General features: G+C 70.0%; 19 protein-coding genes and 1 pseudogene. 15 read left to right on the top strand and 5 right to left on the bottom strand.

Going from position 1 to position 15,218, the window contains the following annotated elements; translation table 11 throughout:
* Positions 1-64 precede the first annotated feature (64 nt).
* Entirely contained in the window at positions 65-214 is a 150-nt protein-coding gene (locus ABNG04_RS11270; RefSeq protein WP_371162512.1) for a DUF7557 family protein, read from the top strand.
* Positions 215-251: 37 nt separating this feature from the next.
* Here ABNG04_RS11270 and ABNG04_RS11265 read toward each other — a convergent pair whose 3' ends face one another.
* Positions 252-707, bottom strand: coding sequence for a DUF5799 family protein (locus tag ABNG04_RS11265; protein WP_371162511.1), 456 nt, complete (start codon positions 705-707; stop codon positions 252-254).
* A 147-nt stretch (positions 708-854) separates the two neighbouring features.
* Here ABNG04_RS11265 and ABNG04_RS11260 point away from each other — a divergent pair, with 147 nt between their 5' ends.
* A complete protein-coding gene (locus ABNG04_RS11260) occupies positions 855-1,286 on the top strand; it encodes a halocyanin domain-containing protein (protein ID WP_371162510.1) in 432 nt (143 codons plus the stop codon).
* 18 nt (positions 1,287-1,304) lie between these two features.
* On the opposite strand, the gene ABNG04_RS11255 is transcribed toward ABNG04_RS11260, so the two are convergent.
* Both ABNG04_RS11255 and ABNG04_RS11250 read right to left on the bottom strand, forming a co-directional pair.
* On the bottom strand, positions 1,305-2,420 hold the full coding sequence (locus ABNG04_RS11255; protein WP_371162509.1) for a mandelate racemase/muconate lactonizing enzyme family protein: 1,116 nt from the start codon (positions 2,418-2,420) through the stop codon (positions 1,305-1,307).
* Positions 2,417-3,346 carry a 1,4-dihydroxy-2-naphthoate polyprenyltransferase gene (locus tag ABNG04_RS11250; RefSeq protein ID WP_371162508.1) on the bottom strand — a complete coding sequence of 310 codons (930 nt, stop codon included), beginning with the start codon at positions 3,344-3,346 and terminating at the stop codon, positions 2,417-2,419. Before ABNG04_RS11250 ends, ABNG04_RS11255 begins: the two co-directional genes overlap by 4 nt.
* Before the next feature lie 246 nt (positions 3,347-3,592).
* Between ABNG04_RS11250 and ABNG04_RS11245 the strand changes: the two genes are divergently transcribed.
* The 12 genes and pseudogenes from ABNG04_RS11245 (at position 3,593) to ABNG04_RS11190 (ending at position 14,336) form a co-directional block, all read left to right on the top strand.
* Positions 3,593-4,015, top strand: a complete 423-nt coding sequence (locus ABNG04_RS11245) for a carboxymuconolactone decarboxylase family protein (protein ID WP_371162507.1) — start codon at positions 3,593-3,595, stop codon at positions 4,013-4,015.
* 71 nt (positions 4,016-4,086) lie between these two features.
* The gene (locus tag ABNG04_RS11240; protein ID WP_371162506.1) at positions 4,087-4,365 is read left to right on the top strand and encodes a DUF7111 family protein; all 279 of its coding nucleotides are present in this window, start codon (positions 4,087-4,089) and stop codon (positions 4,363-4,365) included.
* 29 nt (positions 4,366-4,394) lie between these two features.
* Positions 4,395-4,586: pseudogene (locus ABNG04_RS11235) on the top strand (ATP-binding cassette domain-containing protein); the annotation flags it as partial.
* 346 nt (positions 4,587-4,932) lie between these two features.
* Positions 4,933-6,114: a LeuA family protein gene (locus ABNG04_RS11230; protein WP_445972118.1), complete on the top strand. Its 1,182-nt coding sequence runs from the start codon at positions 4,933-4,935 to the stop codon at positions 6,112-6,114.
* 376 nt (positions 6,115-6,490) lie between these two features.
* On the top strand, positions 6,491-8,296 hold the full coding sequence (gene ilvB / locus ABNG04_RS11225) for a biosynthetic-type acetolactate synthase large subunit (RefSeq protein ID WP_371162505.1): 1,806 nt from the start codon (positions 6,491-6,493) through the stop codon (positions 8,294-8,296).
* Positions 8,293-8,991, top strand: a complete 699-nt coding sequence (gene ilvN, locus ABNG04_RS11220) for an acetolactate synthase small subunit (protein WP_371162504.1) — start codon at positions 8,293-8,295, stop codon at positions 8,989-8,991. The genes ilvB and ilvN overlap by 4 nt, the downstream gene beginning before the upstream one ends.
* A 22-nt stretch (positions 8,992-9,013) precedes the next feature.
* The gene (ilvC, locus tag ABNG04_RS11215; RefSeq protein ID WP_371162503.1) at positions 9,014-10,075 is read left to right on the top strand and encodes a ketol-acid reductoisomerase; all 1,062 of its coding nucleotides are present in this window, start codon (positions 9,014-9,016) and stop codon (positions 10,073-10,075) included.
* 58 nt (positions 10,076-10,133) lie between these two features.
* A complete protein-coding gene (leuC, locus tag ABNG04_RS11210; protein WP_371162502.1) occupies positions 10,134-11,594 on the top strand; it encodes a 3-isopropylmalate dehydratase large subunit in 1,461 nt (486 codons plus the stop codon).
* A complete protein-coding gene (gene leuD / locus ABNG04_RS11205; RefSeq protein ID WP_371162501.1) occupies positions 11,594-12,217 on the top strand; it encodes a 3-isopropylmalate dehydratase small subunit in 624 nt (207 codons plus the stop codon). The genes leuC and leuD overlap by 1 nt, the downstream gene beginning before the upstream one ends.
* Before the next feature lie 5 nt (positions 12,218-12,222).
* On the top strand, positions 12,223-13,221 hold the full coding sequence (locus ABNG04_RS11200; protein WP_371162500.1) for an isocitrate/isopropylmalate family dehydrogenase: 999 nt from the start codon (positions 12,223-12,225) through the stop codon (positions 13,219-13,221).
* Positions 13,222-13,316: 95 nt separating this feature from the next.
* Positions 13,317-13,688, top strand: a complete 372-nt coding sequence (locus ABNG04_RS11195) for a DUF555 domain-containing protein (RefSeq protein WP_006113355.1) — start codon at positions 13,317-13,319, stop codon at positions 13,686-13,688.
* Positions 13,689-13,796: 108 nt separating this feature from the next.
* On the top strand, positions 13,797-14,336 hold the full coding sequence (locus tag ABNG04_RS11190) for a CBS domain-containing protein (RefSeq protein ID WP_297887479.1): 540 nt from the start codon (positions 13,797-13,799) through the stop codon (positions 14,334-14,336).
* A 19-nt stretch (positions 14,337-14,355) separates the two neighbouring features.
* Here ABNG04_RS11190 and ABNG04_RS11185 read toward each other — a convergent pair whose 3' ends face one another.
* Both ABNG04_RS11185 and ABNG04_RS11180 read right to left on the bottom strand, forming a co-directional pair.
* Positions 14,356-14,541 (bottom strand): DUF8595 family protein, encoded by a 186-nt coding sequence (locus tag ABNG04_RS11185; RefSeq protein WP_371162499.1) that lies wholly within the window; start codon positions 14,539-14,541, stop codon positions 14,356-14,358.
* Complete coding sequence (locus ABNG04_RS11180) at positions 14,538-14,663, bottom strand: hypothetical protein (protein ID WP_371162498.1); 126 nt, start codon at positions 14,661-14,663, stop codon at positions 14,538-14,540. Before ABNG04_RS11180 ends, ABNG04_RS11185 begins: the two co-directional genes overlap by 4 nt.
* Before the next feature lie 216 nt (positions 14,664-14,879).
* Here ABNG04_RS11180 and ABNG04_RS11175 point away from each other — a divergent pair, with 216 nt between their 5' ends.
* A complete protein-coding gene (locus ABNG04_RS11175; protein WP_371162497.1) occupies positions 14,880-15,191 on the top strand; it encodes a DUF8134 family protein in 312 nt (103 codons plus the stop codon).
* Positions 15,192-15,218: the final 27 nt, after the last annotated feature.

Here is a 15,218-nt window from a genome sequence, read left to right as displayed (position 1 = left end):
GCCTGTCCTCCACACCGTCTCACGCCCCACCGAATTTTTATCAGCCGGCGACGAACGGCGACTCATGCCACAGATCCACCTCGACGAGGAGACCGTCGAGCGGCTCGACGCGCTCCGAGTCGACGACGAGGAGTACGACGAGATCGTGACCGAACTGATCAACATCTACGAGGCGGAGGAGCTGACGCTGTTCCGCGGCAGCGACGTCAAATAGGCGGTTGAGCGAAGCTCCCGATCGAAAGGGCTCGGCCCTACTCCTGATACGCGACGCGGACCTGATCCCACTTCCCGACTTCTTCGAGGTGGGCCTGTAGCTCGTCGGCGTACTCTTGGACCAGTCGCTCCGCCGCCTCCAACTCCTCGTCCGAAGGGCCGCCGCCCCCGCCGCCGCCGAGTCCGAGCGCGCCCTTGATCGAGTCGACGACGCCGCCGCTCGACCCGCCGGCGTCGCCCCCGCCAGGCGCACCGCCCATCCCCGCCATCTGCGAGCGCAGGTTCTCCAGTTCGGGCATGATCGCCGGGAGGCTCGACGTGTCCGCGACGACGCGGGCGGCCTCGGCGTCGTCGGCGTTCTCGATCTCGAACTCGGTCGCCGTCATGATCAGTCCCCACTCCTGACTGGAGAAACGCGACGCGGCGACGCGCTCGTTGAACTGGTTGTCGACGGTCATCCGCTCGCCGACGATGGCGTCGGTCCACTCGCTCATACGGCTTCGTTCGACGGTCGCGGTAAAAAGTCCGTCCCCCGCCGCCCGCGGAGTCACCGGAGCCGCTGCTCCCGTCCGGCCAGCCGCGCGGTTGTGATCCAGCCGCGACGCGGTGAGGTTTATACGACGAAGCACCTCCGTTCGGCTATGAGAGACAAGAGTCGCCGCGCCCTGCTCGCCGCCGCCGGCACCGGGACCGCCGCCGCGCTCGCCGGCTGCCTCGGCTCGGTCCTTCCGGACGCGGGGACGGACGGCGGAGGGGCGGCGGACGACGAACGAGTCGACCTGACCGGCGAAACGAGCGTCACGGTCGCCGTCGGCGCAGACGGTGGGTTCTCGTACGCGCCGGCACACGTCCGGGTCGACGCCGGGACGACGATCGTCTGGGAGTGGACCGGGCGCGGCGGCGGTCACGACGTGTACGCCGTCGACGGCTCGTTCGCGTCCGACATCCTCGCCGGGGCGGACAGTTCTTTCGAGCGCGCGTTCGAGGAACCCGGCACTCACGAGTACCTCTGTACACCGCACCAGACGCGTGGGATGCGCGGCAGCGTCGAGGTCGTCCCCGACGGGGGGTGAGCCGAAGTCGCGGCCGCCTCACTCGCGCCGGAGGTCGTCGAACGCGCCGCCCGCGAGTCCCGGCCCGGTCGGGACCGCCATCCGACCGTCGTCGATCGGGCAGGGGTCCGGCGCGAGGTCCTCGTCGAGCAGCGTCCCGGTCGCGAGTCCGCACGGCGACACCTCGGGGATCGCGGCCGCGACGTGGACGGCGGCGGTCCGCGCGACGACGGCGTCGACGGTGGTGGTGACGACCGGGTCGACGCCGGCCGATCGCGCCCGCAGAGCGGCCGCCAGCGCGCGATCGGGGCCGCCGAGCGCCATCGGCTTGAGGACGACCGCGTCAGCGGCGTCCGCCTCTAGGACCGCGTCGATCCCGCGGGCCGCGACCGACTCGTCGGCCGCGACGGGGACCGCCCCGCCGCGCGCCTCGCCGCGGAGCGCCGCCAGCCCGTCGAGGTCGTCCACCGGAAGCGGCTGCTCGACGTACGCGAGGTCGAACGCGGCCAGCGCGTCGAGCGCGCAGCGCGCCGCCTCCCGGTCCCACGCGCCGTTCGCGTCGGCGCGGAGCGAGACGGCGTCGCCCACCGCCTCCCTGACCGCGCGGACGCGCTCGACGTCACCCTCGACGTCGCGAGCTCCGACCTTCAGCTTGAGGCAGTCGAAGCCCTCGTCGACGGCCTGCGCCGCCGCGGCGGCGGTCTCCGCCGCTGACCCGTCTCCGACGGTCGCGTTCACCGGGACCGCGTCCGCGGGCGACGCGCCGACGTCGGCCTCGTTCGCGAGCCGCTCCGCGAGTGACCGCCCCGCTTCGCGGGCCGCGGCGTCTGCGAGCGCAAGGGAGACGCCGTGCCGGGCCGCGGGCGTCGACTCCGCGCGCAGCGCATCGCTCCCGTCGCCGTGGCCGACCGCATCGAGCTCCGCGCCGCAGTCCTCGTACGACTCCGTCCACCCCGGAAGCGGCGTCGCCTCGCCGACGCCGACTGCTTCGGAGCCGTTCCCGGCGGGGTCGACCGTGACCACGAACCCCTCTCGACGGTCGATGTCGCCGCGGGCGGTACCGAGCGGTCGGGTCAGGTCGAGCGCGAACGGGCGGCGTCGGACCGTCCGGAGCTCGCCGCTATCGCCATCGCTCGGGGGGTCGTCGTCGGTCACAGCGCCAGTCCGATCGCGAACGCGACGGCGTACGCCGCGAGCAGTTTCCCGGTCGACTCGAGCGCGGGATTGAGCGCCTCGCCGGCAGTCTCTGTCAGCACCGTCCGCGCGACGGCCGCCGCGAGCGGGAGGGTGACGAGGGGGAGCAGCGTCGCGAGGCTGTCGCCGCGCGCGACGAACCAGACGGGGACGAGGTACGCGACGGCGAGCATCGCGAGGTACTCGGCCCTGGCGAACCGGTAGCCGAACCGGACCGCGAGCGTGCGCTTGCCGGTCGAGGCGTCCTCCTCGCGGTCGCGGAGGTTGTTGACGACGAGGATGTTCGTCGACAGCGCAGCGATCGGGAGGCTCGCGACGACCGCCGCGAGCGTGACGGTGCCGCCGGGGATCCCGACCGGGAACCACCCGGAGAGCAGCGCGGCGGCCTGGACGTAGTACGTCCCGGTCACCGCGATCACGCCGAAGAAGACGAACACGAAGAGGTCGCCGAGCCCGTGGTAGCCGAGCGGGTACGGGCCGCCGGTGTAGGCGATCCCGGCCGCCACGGAGGCGAGCCCGATCACGAGGATGGGGACGCCGCCGACCGCGACGAGGTACGTCCCGACGCCGATCGCGGCCGCGAACGTCAGCCACATCGCTCGCTTCACTTCAGCCGGTTCGATGAGGCCGCTCGCGACGACGCGGGTGAACCCCTCGCGGTCGTCGGTGTCGGCGCCCTGAATTGCGTCGTAGTAGTCGTTTGCGAAGTTCGTGCCGACCTGGATCAGCGCCGCGCCGACGAGCGCTGCCAGCGCGGGCAGCGGGGCGAACACGCCGTCCGCGAGCGCCAGTCCGACGCCGACGATCACCGGCGCGGCCGCGGCCGGGAGCGTCTGCGGGCGGGCGGCGATCACCCACGCCCGCCGCCGGGTCACCTCTGTACTCATTGCCGTCGCTAGGCGCGTGGCGTCCCTTAAGCTTGCCATCGCGGACCGTCACGGAGCGGTTCGGTCTCGAATTGGCGAACCGAACCGGGACACGTACACCTATGGCCCGCCGCCGCGAGCGACGGCCATGGCTCGCGTTCCCTACGCCGAGGCGTCGGACGTGCCGGACGAGTACGAGGAGCTCCTGGAGTCGTCGCTTCAGGAGAAGCCGCTCCACGCGTACCATCGATCGGCAACAACCCGGAGGTGCTGGCGGGGCTCCGCTCGTTCCTCGGGTCGCTGTGGGCCCACAGCGGGCTCACCGACCGGGAACGCGAGCTCGTCGTCCTCGCGGTCACGAGCGAGATTGGAAACCGGTACGAGTGGCACCAGCACGTCAACATCGCCCGCGACGCCGGGGTCGGCGACGACGAGATCGCGGCGCTCGGGACGGGAAATCTCGCGCCCCTTGACGACGCGGAGACGACCCTCGTCGAGTACGCGCTGGCCGTCGTCCGCGGCGAGGTGGACGCCGTCGCGCACGACGAGACCGCGGCGCTGTACGACGACGCGACCATCGTCGGCGTCGCCGCGATCGCCCGCGGCTACGATGCGCTCGGCGGGCTGATCGACGCGTTCGACCTCGAACTGGAGTCGGGGGCCGAGTTCCACGGCTGGGACCCGCGGTAGCGGGACACGGATCGCCCGGACCCAGCATCGGCGACCGACAGGTTCGACAGGGATCGGCCCGTACCGTTCGTATGACCGACACGGAGGCCGCGTCGGCGAACGGCATCGAGGCGATGTACGAGGAGATCGACGGCGAGCGCCTGCTCACCTTCTCGCGGGACGGCCGCGAGGCGACGGTCGCACAGAACGCCGACGGGTACGCCATGCTGAAGGTGCGTACCGGCCCGGACGGCGACGAACTGGAGCGCTACTACGGGTTCGACATGGCGCTCGATCACGCCGCAGAGCTGCTCGGCGTCGCCGTCCCCGACCTCCCGGTGCCGGACGCCGCCGCCGACATGGGTATGTAACCGGCGAGCCGACTCTCTCGGTCGCCGCCGTCGACCCCGGGCGTTCGGCCGCCCGCGACCGCGTCGACGACCTGATCGAGACGGTCGGGCTCGACGGGTTCGCCGAGAGCCGCCCGGACGAGCTCTCCGGCGGGATGGCCCAGCGCGTGTCGCTCGCGCGCGGGCTGGCGTACGACCCGTTCGTCCTGCTACTCGACGAGCCGTTCTCGGCGCTCGACCGGTAGCCGCGACCCGGACTCGTCGGTGCGATACATCGCGGCGGTCTGACCCACCAGTGCGGATGGCCACCACGGACCGCGCGCCGGCGCGCCGCCGAAAGAAACGAACGTCGATCCGGCTTATTAATCGACTTCCGAATCGGAATACACGCCGGATCTCCGGTGTGCGTATTACTTCCTTAAGGTGTAATTACACCAATGCTGTCATGCGGTTTTCTCGAACACCGTCGGATCGCTCCGAACTGCCGGTCCGCTCCGATTTTGCGATCGTCCAAACCGTTAAGTACTCGACCGTCTTGTCGTGAATCGATGACAGACATCACGGAGGCTTCGTCGGACACCCCGGCGGATCGAGTTCTTCCAGGGCACGATAGCTTCTAACGTCGATATCGGTCCTGTCAGGATCTTCGACACGACTCTGCGAGACGGAGAACAGTCACCACGGACATCGTTCAGCTACGACGAGAAACGCCGCATAGCGGCGACGCTGGACGATATGAACACCCACGTCATCGAGGCTGGGTTCCCGGTCAACTCGGACGCGGAGTTCGAGGCCGTCAGCGACATCGCCGCCGCGACGGACACCACCGTCTGCGGGCTGGCGCGGGTCGTCGACGGGGACATCGACGCCGCCATCGACTCCGGCGTCGAGATGGTCCACGTGTTCGTTTCCACCAGCGACGTTCAGCTGGAGGACTCGATGCACGCGACCCGCGAGGAGGCGAAGGGGCGCGCGGTCGACGCGGTCGAGAAGGTGAAAGACGCCGGCGTCGAGTGTATGTTCTCGCCGATGGACGCCACTCGAACGGACCCGGACTACCTGATCGACATCGTCGAGGCGGTCAGCGACGCCGGCACCGACTGGATCAACATCCCCGACACCTGCGGCGTCGGGATGCCGACCAGCTTCGGCGAGACGGTGAACGCCGTCGTCGAGGCGACCGACGCCCGCGTCGACGTCCACACCCACGACGACTTCGGGATGGCCGCGGCCAACGCCGTCACCGGCTTCGAGAACGGGGCCGAGCAGGCGCAGGTGTCGGTCAACGGCATCGGCGAGCGCGCCGGCAACGCCGCCTACGAGGAGGTCGTCATGGCCGTCGAGTCCGTGTACGGCGTCGACACCGGCATCGACACCACCCAGATCACCAAGCTGGCCCGGATCGTCGAGGAGGCCTCGGACATCCCGGTGCCCGCGAACAAGCCGATCACGGGGCGGAACGCGTTCGCCCACGAGTCCGGCATCCACGCCGCCGGCGTCATCGAGAACAGCGACACGTTCGAGACCGGCGTGATGACCCCGGAGATGGTCGGTGCCGAACGCGAGTTCGTCTTAGGCAAACACACCGGTACACACAGCGTGCGCAAGCACCTGGTGGAGGCCGGCTTCGACCCGACGGACAGCGAGGTCCGATCGATCACCAAGCGAGTCAAGGAGTACGGCGCCGGCAAGCGGCAGGTGACCGCCGGCGACGTCGAGCGGTTCGCCGAGGAGGCGGGCGTCACGCGCGAGGAGGAGGTCCGGGTCTGATGGCCCCTTCCCCGAGCGGAACGCCCCCCGAGCGACCGCGCTCGCGGTCGCAGGCGGTAGCCGATCGCGGGGCCGCTCCGGGCCCCCGACAGGAATTTATACCCCGGCCGCGTTGCTTCGGGCGAGATGCGACGGCACACCACAACCCCGGAGCACGCCGCCGTTTCCGGAGCCGTCGCGCCGATCATTGTAGGGGTATAACCCCCTACACTACCCCTTCCTCACCGACGCGACGCACCGCCGAACGCCGGCGGCCGAGCCGTTCTCGCCCCGCGCAGCCGCGAACGACGCGGCCGCGGCGCCAGCTCGCCCGCTGCCCGTTCGCAACGACCGATACGATAACCCGCCAGATGCCACATCGCACATCCCCACGACAATGAGCGACACAGCAGCACAGCCGCGATCCGACGCAGACGAGTCGGCCGACTCGTCGGCCGCGACCGAGGAGCCGACCGACCCCGAGGAACGCCAGACCGCCGGCCCCGTCTCGACCGGGGCCGAGTCGGTCGTCGCCGCCCTCGAGGCCGCGGGCGCGAAGACCGCCTTCGGCGTCCAGGGCGGCGCGATCATGCCCGTCTACGACGCGCTGTACGACTCGTCGATCCGGCACGTGACGATGGCCCACGAGCAGGGGGCCGCCCACGCCGCCGACGCGTACGGCGTCGTCGCCGGCGAGCCGGGCCTCTGTATGGCCACTTCCGGTCCGGGGGCGACCAACCTCGTCACGGGCATCGCCGACGCCGACATGGACTCGGACGCGATGCTGGCGCTCACCGGACAGGTGCCCACGGAGTTCGTCGGGAACGACGCGTTCCAGGAGACCGACACGGTCGGCGTCACGCGGCCGATCACGAAGCACAACTACTTCGCCGGCGGCGCCGACACCGTCGGCGACACCGTCGGCGAGGCGTTCGAGCTGTCCCGGGCCGGGCGGCCCGGGCCGACGCTCGTCGACCTCCCGAAGGACGTCACCCAGGACGAGACCGACCGGACGCCCGGCCCGGCGACGCCGCCGGCCGGCACCGACCCGGACCCGAACGCCGACGCGGACGCCGTCGAGGAGGCGGCACGCGCCATCGAGGCCGCCGAACGCCCCGTCTGCCTGTTCGGCGGCGGTGTGATCAAGGCCGACGCGAGCGCCGAGGCGCGGACCTTCGCGCGGAGCTACGGCATCCCGGTGACGACAACGATGCCGGGTATCGGCTCGTTCCCCGAGGACGACGACCTCTGCCTCTCGTGGGCGGGGATGCACGGCACCGGCTACGCGAACCTGGCGATCACCCACACCGACTGCCTGATCGCGGTCGGCACGCGGTTCGACGACCGCCTCACCGGCGGCATCGACACGTTCGCCCCTGAGGCCGAGGTGATCCACGTCGACATCGACCCCGCGGAGATCAGCAAGAACGTCCACGCCGACTACCCGCTCGTCGGCGACGCCGGCCGCGTCTTGGACCAGCTGACCGCCGCGGTCCGCGACGCACCCGACGCCGAGGCGTGGCGCGACCGCTGCGAGGCGTGGAAGGAGACGTACCCGCTCACGTACGCGACTCCCGACGACGAACCGCTGAAGCCGCAGTTCGTCGTCGAGGCGTTCGACGAGGCGACCGACGACGACACCGTCGTCACCACCGGCGTGGGGCAACACCAGATGTGGGCCTCGCAGTTCTGGACGTACTCGGAGCCCCGGACGTGGGTCTCGTCGCACGGCCTCGGCACGATGGGGTACGGCGTGCCGGCCGCGGTCGGCGCGCGCGTCGCGGCCGACACGATGGGCGAGGAGGACCGCGACGTGGTGTGTTTCGACGGCGACGGCTCCTTCCTGATGACGATGCAGGAGCTGTCGGTCGCGGTCCGCGAGGAGCTTGACATCACCATCGCCGTGCTCAACAACGAGTACATCGGGATGGTCCGGCAGTGGCAGGACGCCTTCTACGAGGGCCGACACATGGCCTCCGACTACACGTGGATGCCCGAGTTCGACAAGCTCGCAGAGGCGTTCGGCGCGCTGGGGCTGCGGGTCGACGACTACGACGAGGTCGCGTCAGCGGTCGAGGAGGCGCTGGAGTACGAGGGGCCCGCCGTGATCGACTTCCACGTCGACCCCGAGGAGAACGTCCTGCCGATGGTGCCGAGCGGCGGCGCGAACGGGAAGTTCGCGGCCGCGGAGGACCAGCTATGAGCGGCGACGCCTCCGGCGTCGATGGCGAGTCGCGAGTGACCCCCGAGGCGGACTCCCGACCGCTCCCCGGCGAGCAGCCCGGTCCCGACGAGCGCGAGCACCCCGCGGGGCGACGGAACCTCGAAGGGATCCGGATCGACCCGGTCGTCGAGGCCGAACAGGAGTCTCGCCGCGCGGTCATCTCGGCGCTCGTGGAGGACGAGCCCGGCGTGCTCGCGCGCGTCTCCGGGCTCGTCTCCCGGCGGCAGTTCAACATCGAGAGCCTGACGGTCGGGCCGACGACCGTCGACGGCCACTCGCGGATCACGATGGTCGTCGAGGAGACGGACTCTGGTATCGACCAAATCGAGAAGCAGATGGCGAAGCTGAAGCCGGTCATCTCGGTCGGCGAGGTCGCCGGCGACGCGGTCACCTCGGAGCTCGTCCTCTTGAAGGTCGAGGCCGACGACCCCGCCGCGGTCCACGCCGTCTCCGAGATGTACGACGGCCGGACGGTCGACGCCGGCCCGGAGACGATCACCGTCGAGCTCACCGGTGACAAGCGCAGCATCGACGACGCGATCGGGGCGTTCGACCGGTTCGGCATCGTCGAGATCGCCCGGACCGGGCCGACGGCCCTCGCCCGCGGCAACACGCCGACGGCCCCAGGAGAGAAACCCGGAACGGCCGGCGAACCGACCACGCACGACGACTGACACGCGGATTTCCACCAAACACATGACCGAAGACGACACCCAGACGTTCGACTCGACCGTATACTACGACGCCGACGCCGACGAGGAGGCCATCGCCCACAAGACGGTGGCCGTCCTCGGCTACGGCTCGCAGGGCCACGCCCACGCGCAGAACCTCGCCGACAGCGGGGTCGACGTGATCGTCGGCCTCCGCGAGAGCAGCTCTTCCCGGGCCGCCGCCGAGAGCGACGGGCTCCGCGTCGAGACCCCCGCCGACGCGGCGGCCGAGGCCGACATCGTGAGCGTGCTCGTGCCCGACACCGTCCAGCCGGACGTGTACGAGAACGCGATCGAACCGAACCTGGACGCGGGCGACACGCTCCAGTTCGCGCACGGGTTCAACATCCACTACAACCAGATCCAGCCGCCGGAAGACGTCGACGTGACGATGGTCGCGCCGAAGTCGCCGGGCCACCTCGTGCGCCGCAACTACGAGAACGACCAGGGGACCCCCGGCCTGCTGGCGGTGTACCAGGACGCGACGGGCGACGCGCACGACGAGGGGCTCGCGTACGCGGCCGCGATCGGGTGTACGCGCGCCGGCGTCGTCGAGACGTCGTTCCGCGAGGAGACCGAGACCGACCTGTTCGGCGAGCAAGCCGTCCTCTGCGGCGGCGTCACCTCGCTGGTGAAGCAGGGGTACGAGACGCTCGTCGACGCGGGCTACTCCCCCGAAATGGCGTACTTCGAGTGCCTCAACGAGCTGAAGCTCATCGTCGACCTGATGTACGAGGGCGGGCTCGACGAGATGTGGGACTCGGTCTCCGACACCGCGGAGTACGGCGGGCTCACGCAGGGCGACGTGGTCGTCGACGAGCACGCCCGCGAGAACATGGAGGAGGTTCTGGAGAAGGTCCAGAACGGTCAGTTCGCCCGCGAGTGGATCGCGGAGAATCAGGCAGGACGACCCTCCTACACCCAGCTCCGCGAGGCGGAGAAGAACCACGAGATCGAGGCCGTCGGCGACGAGCTGCGCGGTCTCTTCGCGTGGGAGGAGTCGGCCGAGGGCGACGAGGAGGAGGAGAGCGCCGAGGTGACCGCCTGATGGGCGTACCGGTGAGCGGTCGGTCCTCCGACGGCGCGGCGGTCCGGGGTGACGACCGATGAGCGAGGGCACGCTGTACGACAAGGTGTGGGAGCGACACAAGGTGACGGAGCTCCCGAACGGACAGGACCAGCTGTTCATCGGGCTCCACCTCGTCCACGAGGTGACGAGCCCGCAGGCGTTCGGGATGCTCCGCGAGCGCGACCTCGACGTCGCGTACCCGGATCAGACGTTCGCGACAACCGACCACATCGCGCCGACGGAGGCCGACAAGCGCGAGCGCCCGCTGGCCGACGACCAGGCCGAGGAGATGCTGTCGGCGCTCGAACGCAACACGAGCGAGAGCGGGATCACCTTCTTCGGCTTCGACTCCGGGAAACAGGGGATCACCCACGTCGTCGCGCCCGAACTGGGGCTCTCACAGCCCGGGATGACGGTCGCGTGCGGCGACAGCCACACGGCGACCCACGGCGCGTTCGGCTCCATCGGCGTCGGTATCGGCACGAGCCAGATCCGCGACGTGCTCGCGACCGGCTGTATCGCGGCCGACAAGCAGAAAGTGCGCCGGATCGAGGTCGAGGGCGAGCTCGGCGAGGGCGTCTACGCGAAGGACGTGATCATGAAAGTGATCAAGGACCTCGGCGTCGACGGGGGCGTCGGCCACGTGTACGAGTACGGCGGTCCCGCCATCGAGGCGCTCGACATGGAGGGCCGGCTCGCCGTCTGTAACATGTCGATCGAGGGCGGCGCCCGCGCCGGGTACGTCAACCCCGACGAGACGACCTACGACTACCTGCGGGGCCGCGAGTACGTCCCGGAGGGCGAAGAATTCGAGGAGCGGAAGGCGTACTGGGAGTCGATCGCCTCCGACGACGACGCCGAGTACGACGACGTGGTCACGGTCGACGCCGACGGCCTCGATCCGCTGGTCACGTGGGGGATCAACCCCGGCCAGGTCGTCGAGATCGACGAGCCGGTGCCGCACCCGGACGACTTCGACGAGCGGACCGACCGGGAGGCCGCCGAGAAGGCGATCGATCATATGGCGGTCGAGCCCGGCCAGTCGATGCTCGGGTACGACGTCGACGTGGCCTTCCTCGGCACCTGTACGAATGGCCGGCTCTCCGACTTCAAAGAGGCGGCGCGGATCCTGGAGAACCACAGCGTCGACGAGGACGTGCGCGCGCTCGCGGTGCCCGGCTCGGAGACGGTCCGCGCGCAGTGCGAGGCGCGCGGCATCGACCAGACGTTCATCGAGGCCGGCTTCCAGTGGCGGCGCGCCGGCTGCTCGATGTGCCTCGCGATGAACGACGATCAGCTCGGCGCCGGCGAGGTCTGTGCGTCGTCGTCGAACCGCAACTTCGTCGGGCGACAGGGCTCGAAGGAGGGACGGACGGTGCTGATGAGCCCCGCGATGGTCGCGGCCGCGGCTGTCGAGGGCGAGGTCGTCGACGCGCGCGACTACCTGGACGACGGGCCGACCGGCGGCGCGGGCGGCGTCGAGGAGGTGGCCGACTGATGGCCCCCGACGCCAACGCGGGCGACGATCAACACATCACCGAGGTGTCGGGCACGGGCGTCCCCATCCCGGGCGACGACGTCGACACCGACCAGATCCTGCCGGCGCAGTTCATGAAAGAGGTCACGTTCGACAACATGGCGGACTACCTCTTCTACGACGCCCGGCGCGACGAGGACGGGGAGTTCAACGACCACCCGCTCAACCGCTTCGAGGGCGCGTCGATCGCGGTCGTCAACTCCAACTTCGGCTGCGGCTCCTCCCGGGAACACGCGCCGCAGGCGATGATGCGCTGGGGCGTCGACGGCGTCGTCGGCGAGTCCTACGCCGAGATCTTCCGCGACAACTGTAAGTCGCTTGGCATCCCCGCGGTCACCGCGGACCACGAGACCGTGGTGGAACTCCAGGAGTGGATCGAGGCGAACCCCGACGGTCACATCGACATCGACGTGGAGAACGAGACGGTCACCTACGGCGACACCGTCATCGACGTCGAGGTCGACGACGCGATGCGCGAGGCCTTGGTCGAGGGGATCTGGGACACGACCGCGTTGATGTACTCGAACCGGAGCAAGGTCGACGAGACGGTTGCCGACCTGCCGTACGTCGAGGGGGACGACTGAGCCGGATGACCGACGAGATAGTCGTCATCGAGGGCGACGGTATCGGCCGCGAGGTCGTGCCGGCCGCCGTCGACGTGCTTGAGTCGCTCGACCTCGACTTCGAGTTCGTCGCCGCGGAGGCCGGCGACGCGACCCGGGACGCGACCGGCGAGGCGCTCCCCGACGAGACGTACGACCTGGTCGCCGACGCGGACGCGACGCTGTTCGGCGCGGCGGGCGAGACGGCCGCCGACGTGATCCTCCCGCTGCGCGAGGCGGTGGACTCCTTCGTCAACGTCCGGCCCGCGAAGGCGTTCCCGGGCGTCGACGCGCTCCGGCCGGAGACGGACGTGGTGTTCCTCCGCGAGAACACCGAGGGCGTCTACTCGGGCCACGAGGACCGGCTCAGCGAGGACCTCTCGACGCTGACGCGCGTCGTCACCTCGTCGGCCTCGCGCGAGCTGGCTGAGTACGCCTGCGACTTCGTCAAGGAGGGGCGTGGCCCCGCCGGGAACCCGGACGAGGGGTTCACGATCGCCCACAAGGCGAACGTGATGCGCGAGACGGACGGCCGGTTCCGCGACGAGGTCGCGGCGGTCGCCGACGAGCGCGACGTCGAGGCGGACGAGGAGCTGATGGACGCGTTCGCGACGAAGCTCCCGCTCGACCCGGGCCAGTACGGCGTGATCGTCTGTCCGAACCTCGCAGGCGACGTGCTCTCCGACCTGGCGGCCGGGCTCGTCGGCGGCCTCGGCCTGCTCCCGTCGGCGAACGTCGGCCACGACAACGGGCTGTTCGAGCCGGTCCACGGCACCGCGCCGGACATCGCCGGCGAGGGGGTCGCGAACCCGACCGCGGCGGTCCTCTCGGCGGCCATGCTGCTCGAGTACCTCGGCCACGTCGAGGAGGGGCAGCGGGTCCGCGACGCGGTCGAGGGCGTCCTCTCGGACGGGCCGCGCACCGGCGACCTCGGCGGCTCGGCGACGACCGACGAGGTCACCGCGGCGATCGCCGACCGACTGTAGGGCGCGTCTCGACGCCGTATGCGACCCCGGAACGGTCAGTTTTCTCCCACGGCCAAACCACAAGACAAGAAACCCTGCGGCTCCTCCGACCGCGTATGAGCAACTACGAAGTCGCGATGGAAGCCGCCTGGTTGGTCCGTGACGTCGAGGAGACCGACGACGCCATCGGCGTCGCGGTCAGCGAAGCCGGCAAGCGACTCAACGAGACGGACAAGCAGTACGTCGAGGTCGAGCCCGGCGTCACCGGCTGTCCGGCCTGCGGCGAGCCGTTCGACGCCGCGTTCCTCGCGGCGAACACGGCCCTCGTGGGACTCCTCTTAGAGATCGACGTGTTCAACGCCGACAGCGAGGAGCACGCCGAGCGGATCGCGAAAAGCGAGGTCGGCGGCGCGCTCCGCGACGTCCCCCTCGAAGTGATCGACGTCTTCGAGACCGACGCTGACGAGGACGAGGAGCCGGAGCGATAACCGCGGCCGCGACGCGTCGAGACCCGGAGACGACTCGCGCACGGTCCGCGGCCCGCGGGCCCGAACGGTGCCGAAAGCTTTTCTAATAACCTCAGGTAATTAGGCGGTATGGAACTGCCGACGCCACAGGACCTCCGCGAGCGACGGACCGCGCTGGACCTGACCCAGAGCGAGCTCGCCGACGCCGCCGACGTCTCCCAGCCGTTGATCGCGCGGATCGAGGGCGGCGACGTCGACCCGCGGCTCTCGACGCTGCGCCGCATCGTCAACGCGCTCCAGCAGGCGGAGGGCGAGGTCGTGCGCGCGACCGACCTGATGAACGAGACCGTGATCAGCGTCGCGCCGGACGACGCCGTCAGCGGGGCCGTGGAGCTGATGGAGGCGGAGGCGTACTCGCAGCTCCCCGTCCTCCAGAACGGCGTGCCCGTCGGCTCGATCAGTCAGGGCGACGTCGTCCACGCCGGCGAGAACGTCGGCGACCACCCCGTCAGCGAGGTGATGAGCGAGTCGTTCCCGACGGTCGCGCCGTCGGCGACCGTCGACGAGGTCCGCAACCTCCTCGACCACTACAAGGCCGTGATGGTCACCGACGGCGGCGAGACGGTCGGGATCATCACCGAGGCCGATATCGCGGCACAGCTGTCCTGACCGGGGCGCGGACCGGCGCTCACTCTTCCCGCCGCTCCGAGAGCCGCTCCCAGATCTCCGTACAGCCCACGCCGTCCTCAACGTCGTCGAGGTGGTCCGCGTCGCCGTCGGCCTCGTCTTCCGCCGCTTCTGCCTCCGAGTCGGCTTCGCGCTCCTCGCTCACCCCCCGGTCGTCGGTCGAGCGGTCGTCGTCCCGCTCCGTCATTCTTCCTCCGACCGGTCGTCGAAGAGTTCGGGGGCCACGTCCGCGGACGCGTGCTGCCGGTACTCGACATCGACCCGTTCCGCGGGCCGATCGGCGTCTGAGTCGGGAACCGAATCGGTCATCAAATTTACGCACGTGTACTATCGTCATAAGTGACGGTACACCTGTAAATCGAACCACCACTCTCGGGTACCGGATTACTTCTCCGGTAGTTCGGAGCGTGCTTTCCGGGGATCTTCCTGCCCCGTCTGCCGGTTTTTTGCTATCAGGCCGTCATCGAAACTGTCGTGGGTTGTGTCCACCGTCACCCATTGGCCCCTCGCGGCCGAACTACGGCTGTGACCACTCGTTTGCGCGTCCTCGACGACGGGGCGTGGATCTCTGTCAACGACAGCCGGGAAGTACGCGTCAGTGAACTATGGCGGCTCGACGCGTCGGATCTGTGTGGGTGCGCGCTGACGGATCTGGTCGTCGAGAACTTTCAGTCGGTGGGTGTGGACGGCTCGACCGTGGCGGCGCGGGTGTACGGACAGTGTATCGCGTGCGGTGCGACGGGGACGACCGGCTGGATCCCGATCGGACGGGTTCGAGGGGGTGAGTTCGTCGAATTCGACCGCTCAGCCGTTCGTCGAGTGCGACAGGGAGAGTAGCGGCAACACGTGCCACATCGGTGGGGC

It is taken from the genome of Halorubrum miltondacostae (genome assembly GCF_041379815.1).
In the GTDB taxonomy this organism is placed as follows: Archaea; Halobacteriota; Halobacteria; order Halobacteriales; family Haloferacaceae; genus Halorubrum; species Halorubrum miltondacostae.
Note: the sequence above shows the minus strand (reverse complement) of the source record. Positions and strands in the feature narration are given on the sequence as shown.

Bases quoted from the DNA above. Each gene is read 5' to 3' on its own strand.
- ilvC (WP_371162503.1), top strand. From the start codon at position 9,014: ATGACCGAAGACGACACCCAGACGTTCGACTCGACCGTATACTACGAC.
- ABNG04_RS11270 (WP_371162512.1), top strand. From the start codon at position 65: ATGCCACAGATCCACCTCGACGAGGAGACCGTCGAGCGGCTCGACGCG.
- ABNG04_RS11240 (WP_371162506.1), top strand. From the start codon at position 4,087: ATGACCGACACGGAGGCCGCGTCGGCGAACGGCATCGAGGCGATGTAC.
- ABNG04_RS11180 (WP_371162498.1), bottom strand. From the start codon at position 14,663: ATGACCGATTCGGTTCCCGACTCAGACGCCGATCGGCCCGCGGAACGG.
- leuC (WP_371162502.1), top strand. From the start codon at position 10,134: ATGAGCGAGGGCACGCTGTACGACAAGGTGTGGGAGCGACACAAGGTG.
- ABNG04_RS11250 (WP_371162508.1), bottom strand. From the start codon at position 3,346: ATGAGTACAGAGGTGACCCGGCGGCGGGCGTGGGTGATCGCCGCCCGC.
- ABNG04_RS11195 (WP_006113355.1), top strand. From the start codon at position 13,317: ATGAGCAACTACGAAGTCGCGATGGAAGCCGCCTGGTTGGTCCGTGAC.
- ilvB (WP_371162505.1), top strand. From the start codon at position 6,491: ATGAGCGACACAGCAGCACAGCCGCGATCCGACGCAGACGAGTCGGCC.
- ABNG04_RS11265 (WP_371162511.1), bottom strand. From the start codon at position 707: ATGAGCGAGTGGACCGACGCCATCGTCGGCGAGCGGATGACCGTCGAC.
- ABNG04_RS11185 (WP_371162499.1), bottom strand. From the start codon at position 14,541: ATGACGGAGCGGGACGACGACCGCTCGACCGACGACCGGGGGGTGAGC.
- ABNG04_RS11200 (WP_371162500.1), top strand. From the start codon at position 12,223: ATGACCGACGAGATAGTCGTCATCGAGGGCGACGGTATCGGCCGCGAG.
- ilvN (WP_371162504.1), top strand. From the start codon at position 8,293: ATGAGCGGCGACGCCTCCGGCGTCGATGGCGAGTCGCGAGTGACCCCC.
- ABNG04_RS11260 (WP_371162510.1), top strand. From the start codon at position 855: ATGAGAGACAAGAGTCGCCGCGCCCTGCTCGCCGCCGCCGGCACCGGG.
- ABNG04_RS11190 (WP_297887479.1), top strand. From the start codon at position 13,797: ATGGAACTGCCGACGCCACAGGACCTCCGCGAGCGACGGACCGCGCTG.
- leuD (WP_371162501.1), top strand. From the start codon at position 11,594: ATGGCCCCCGACGCCAACGCGGGCGACGATCAACACATCACCGAGGTG.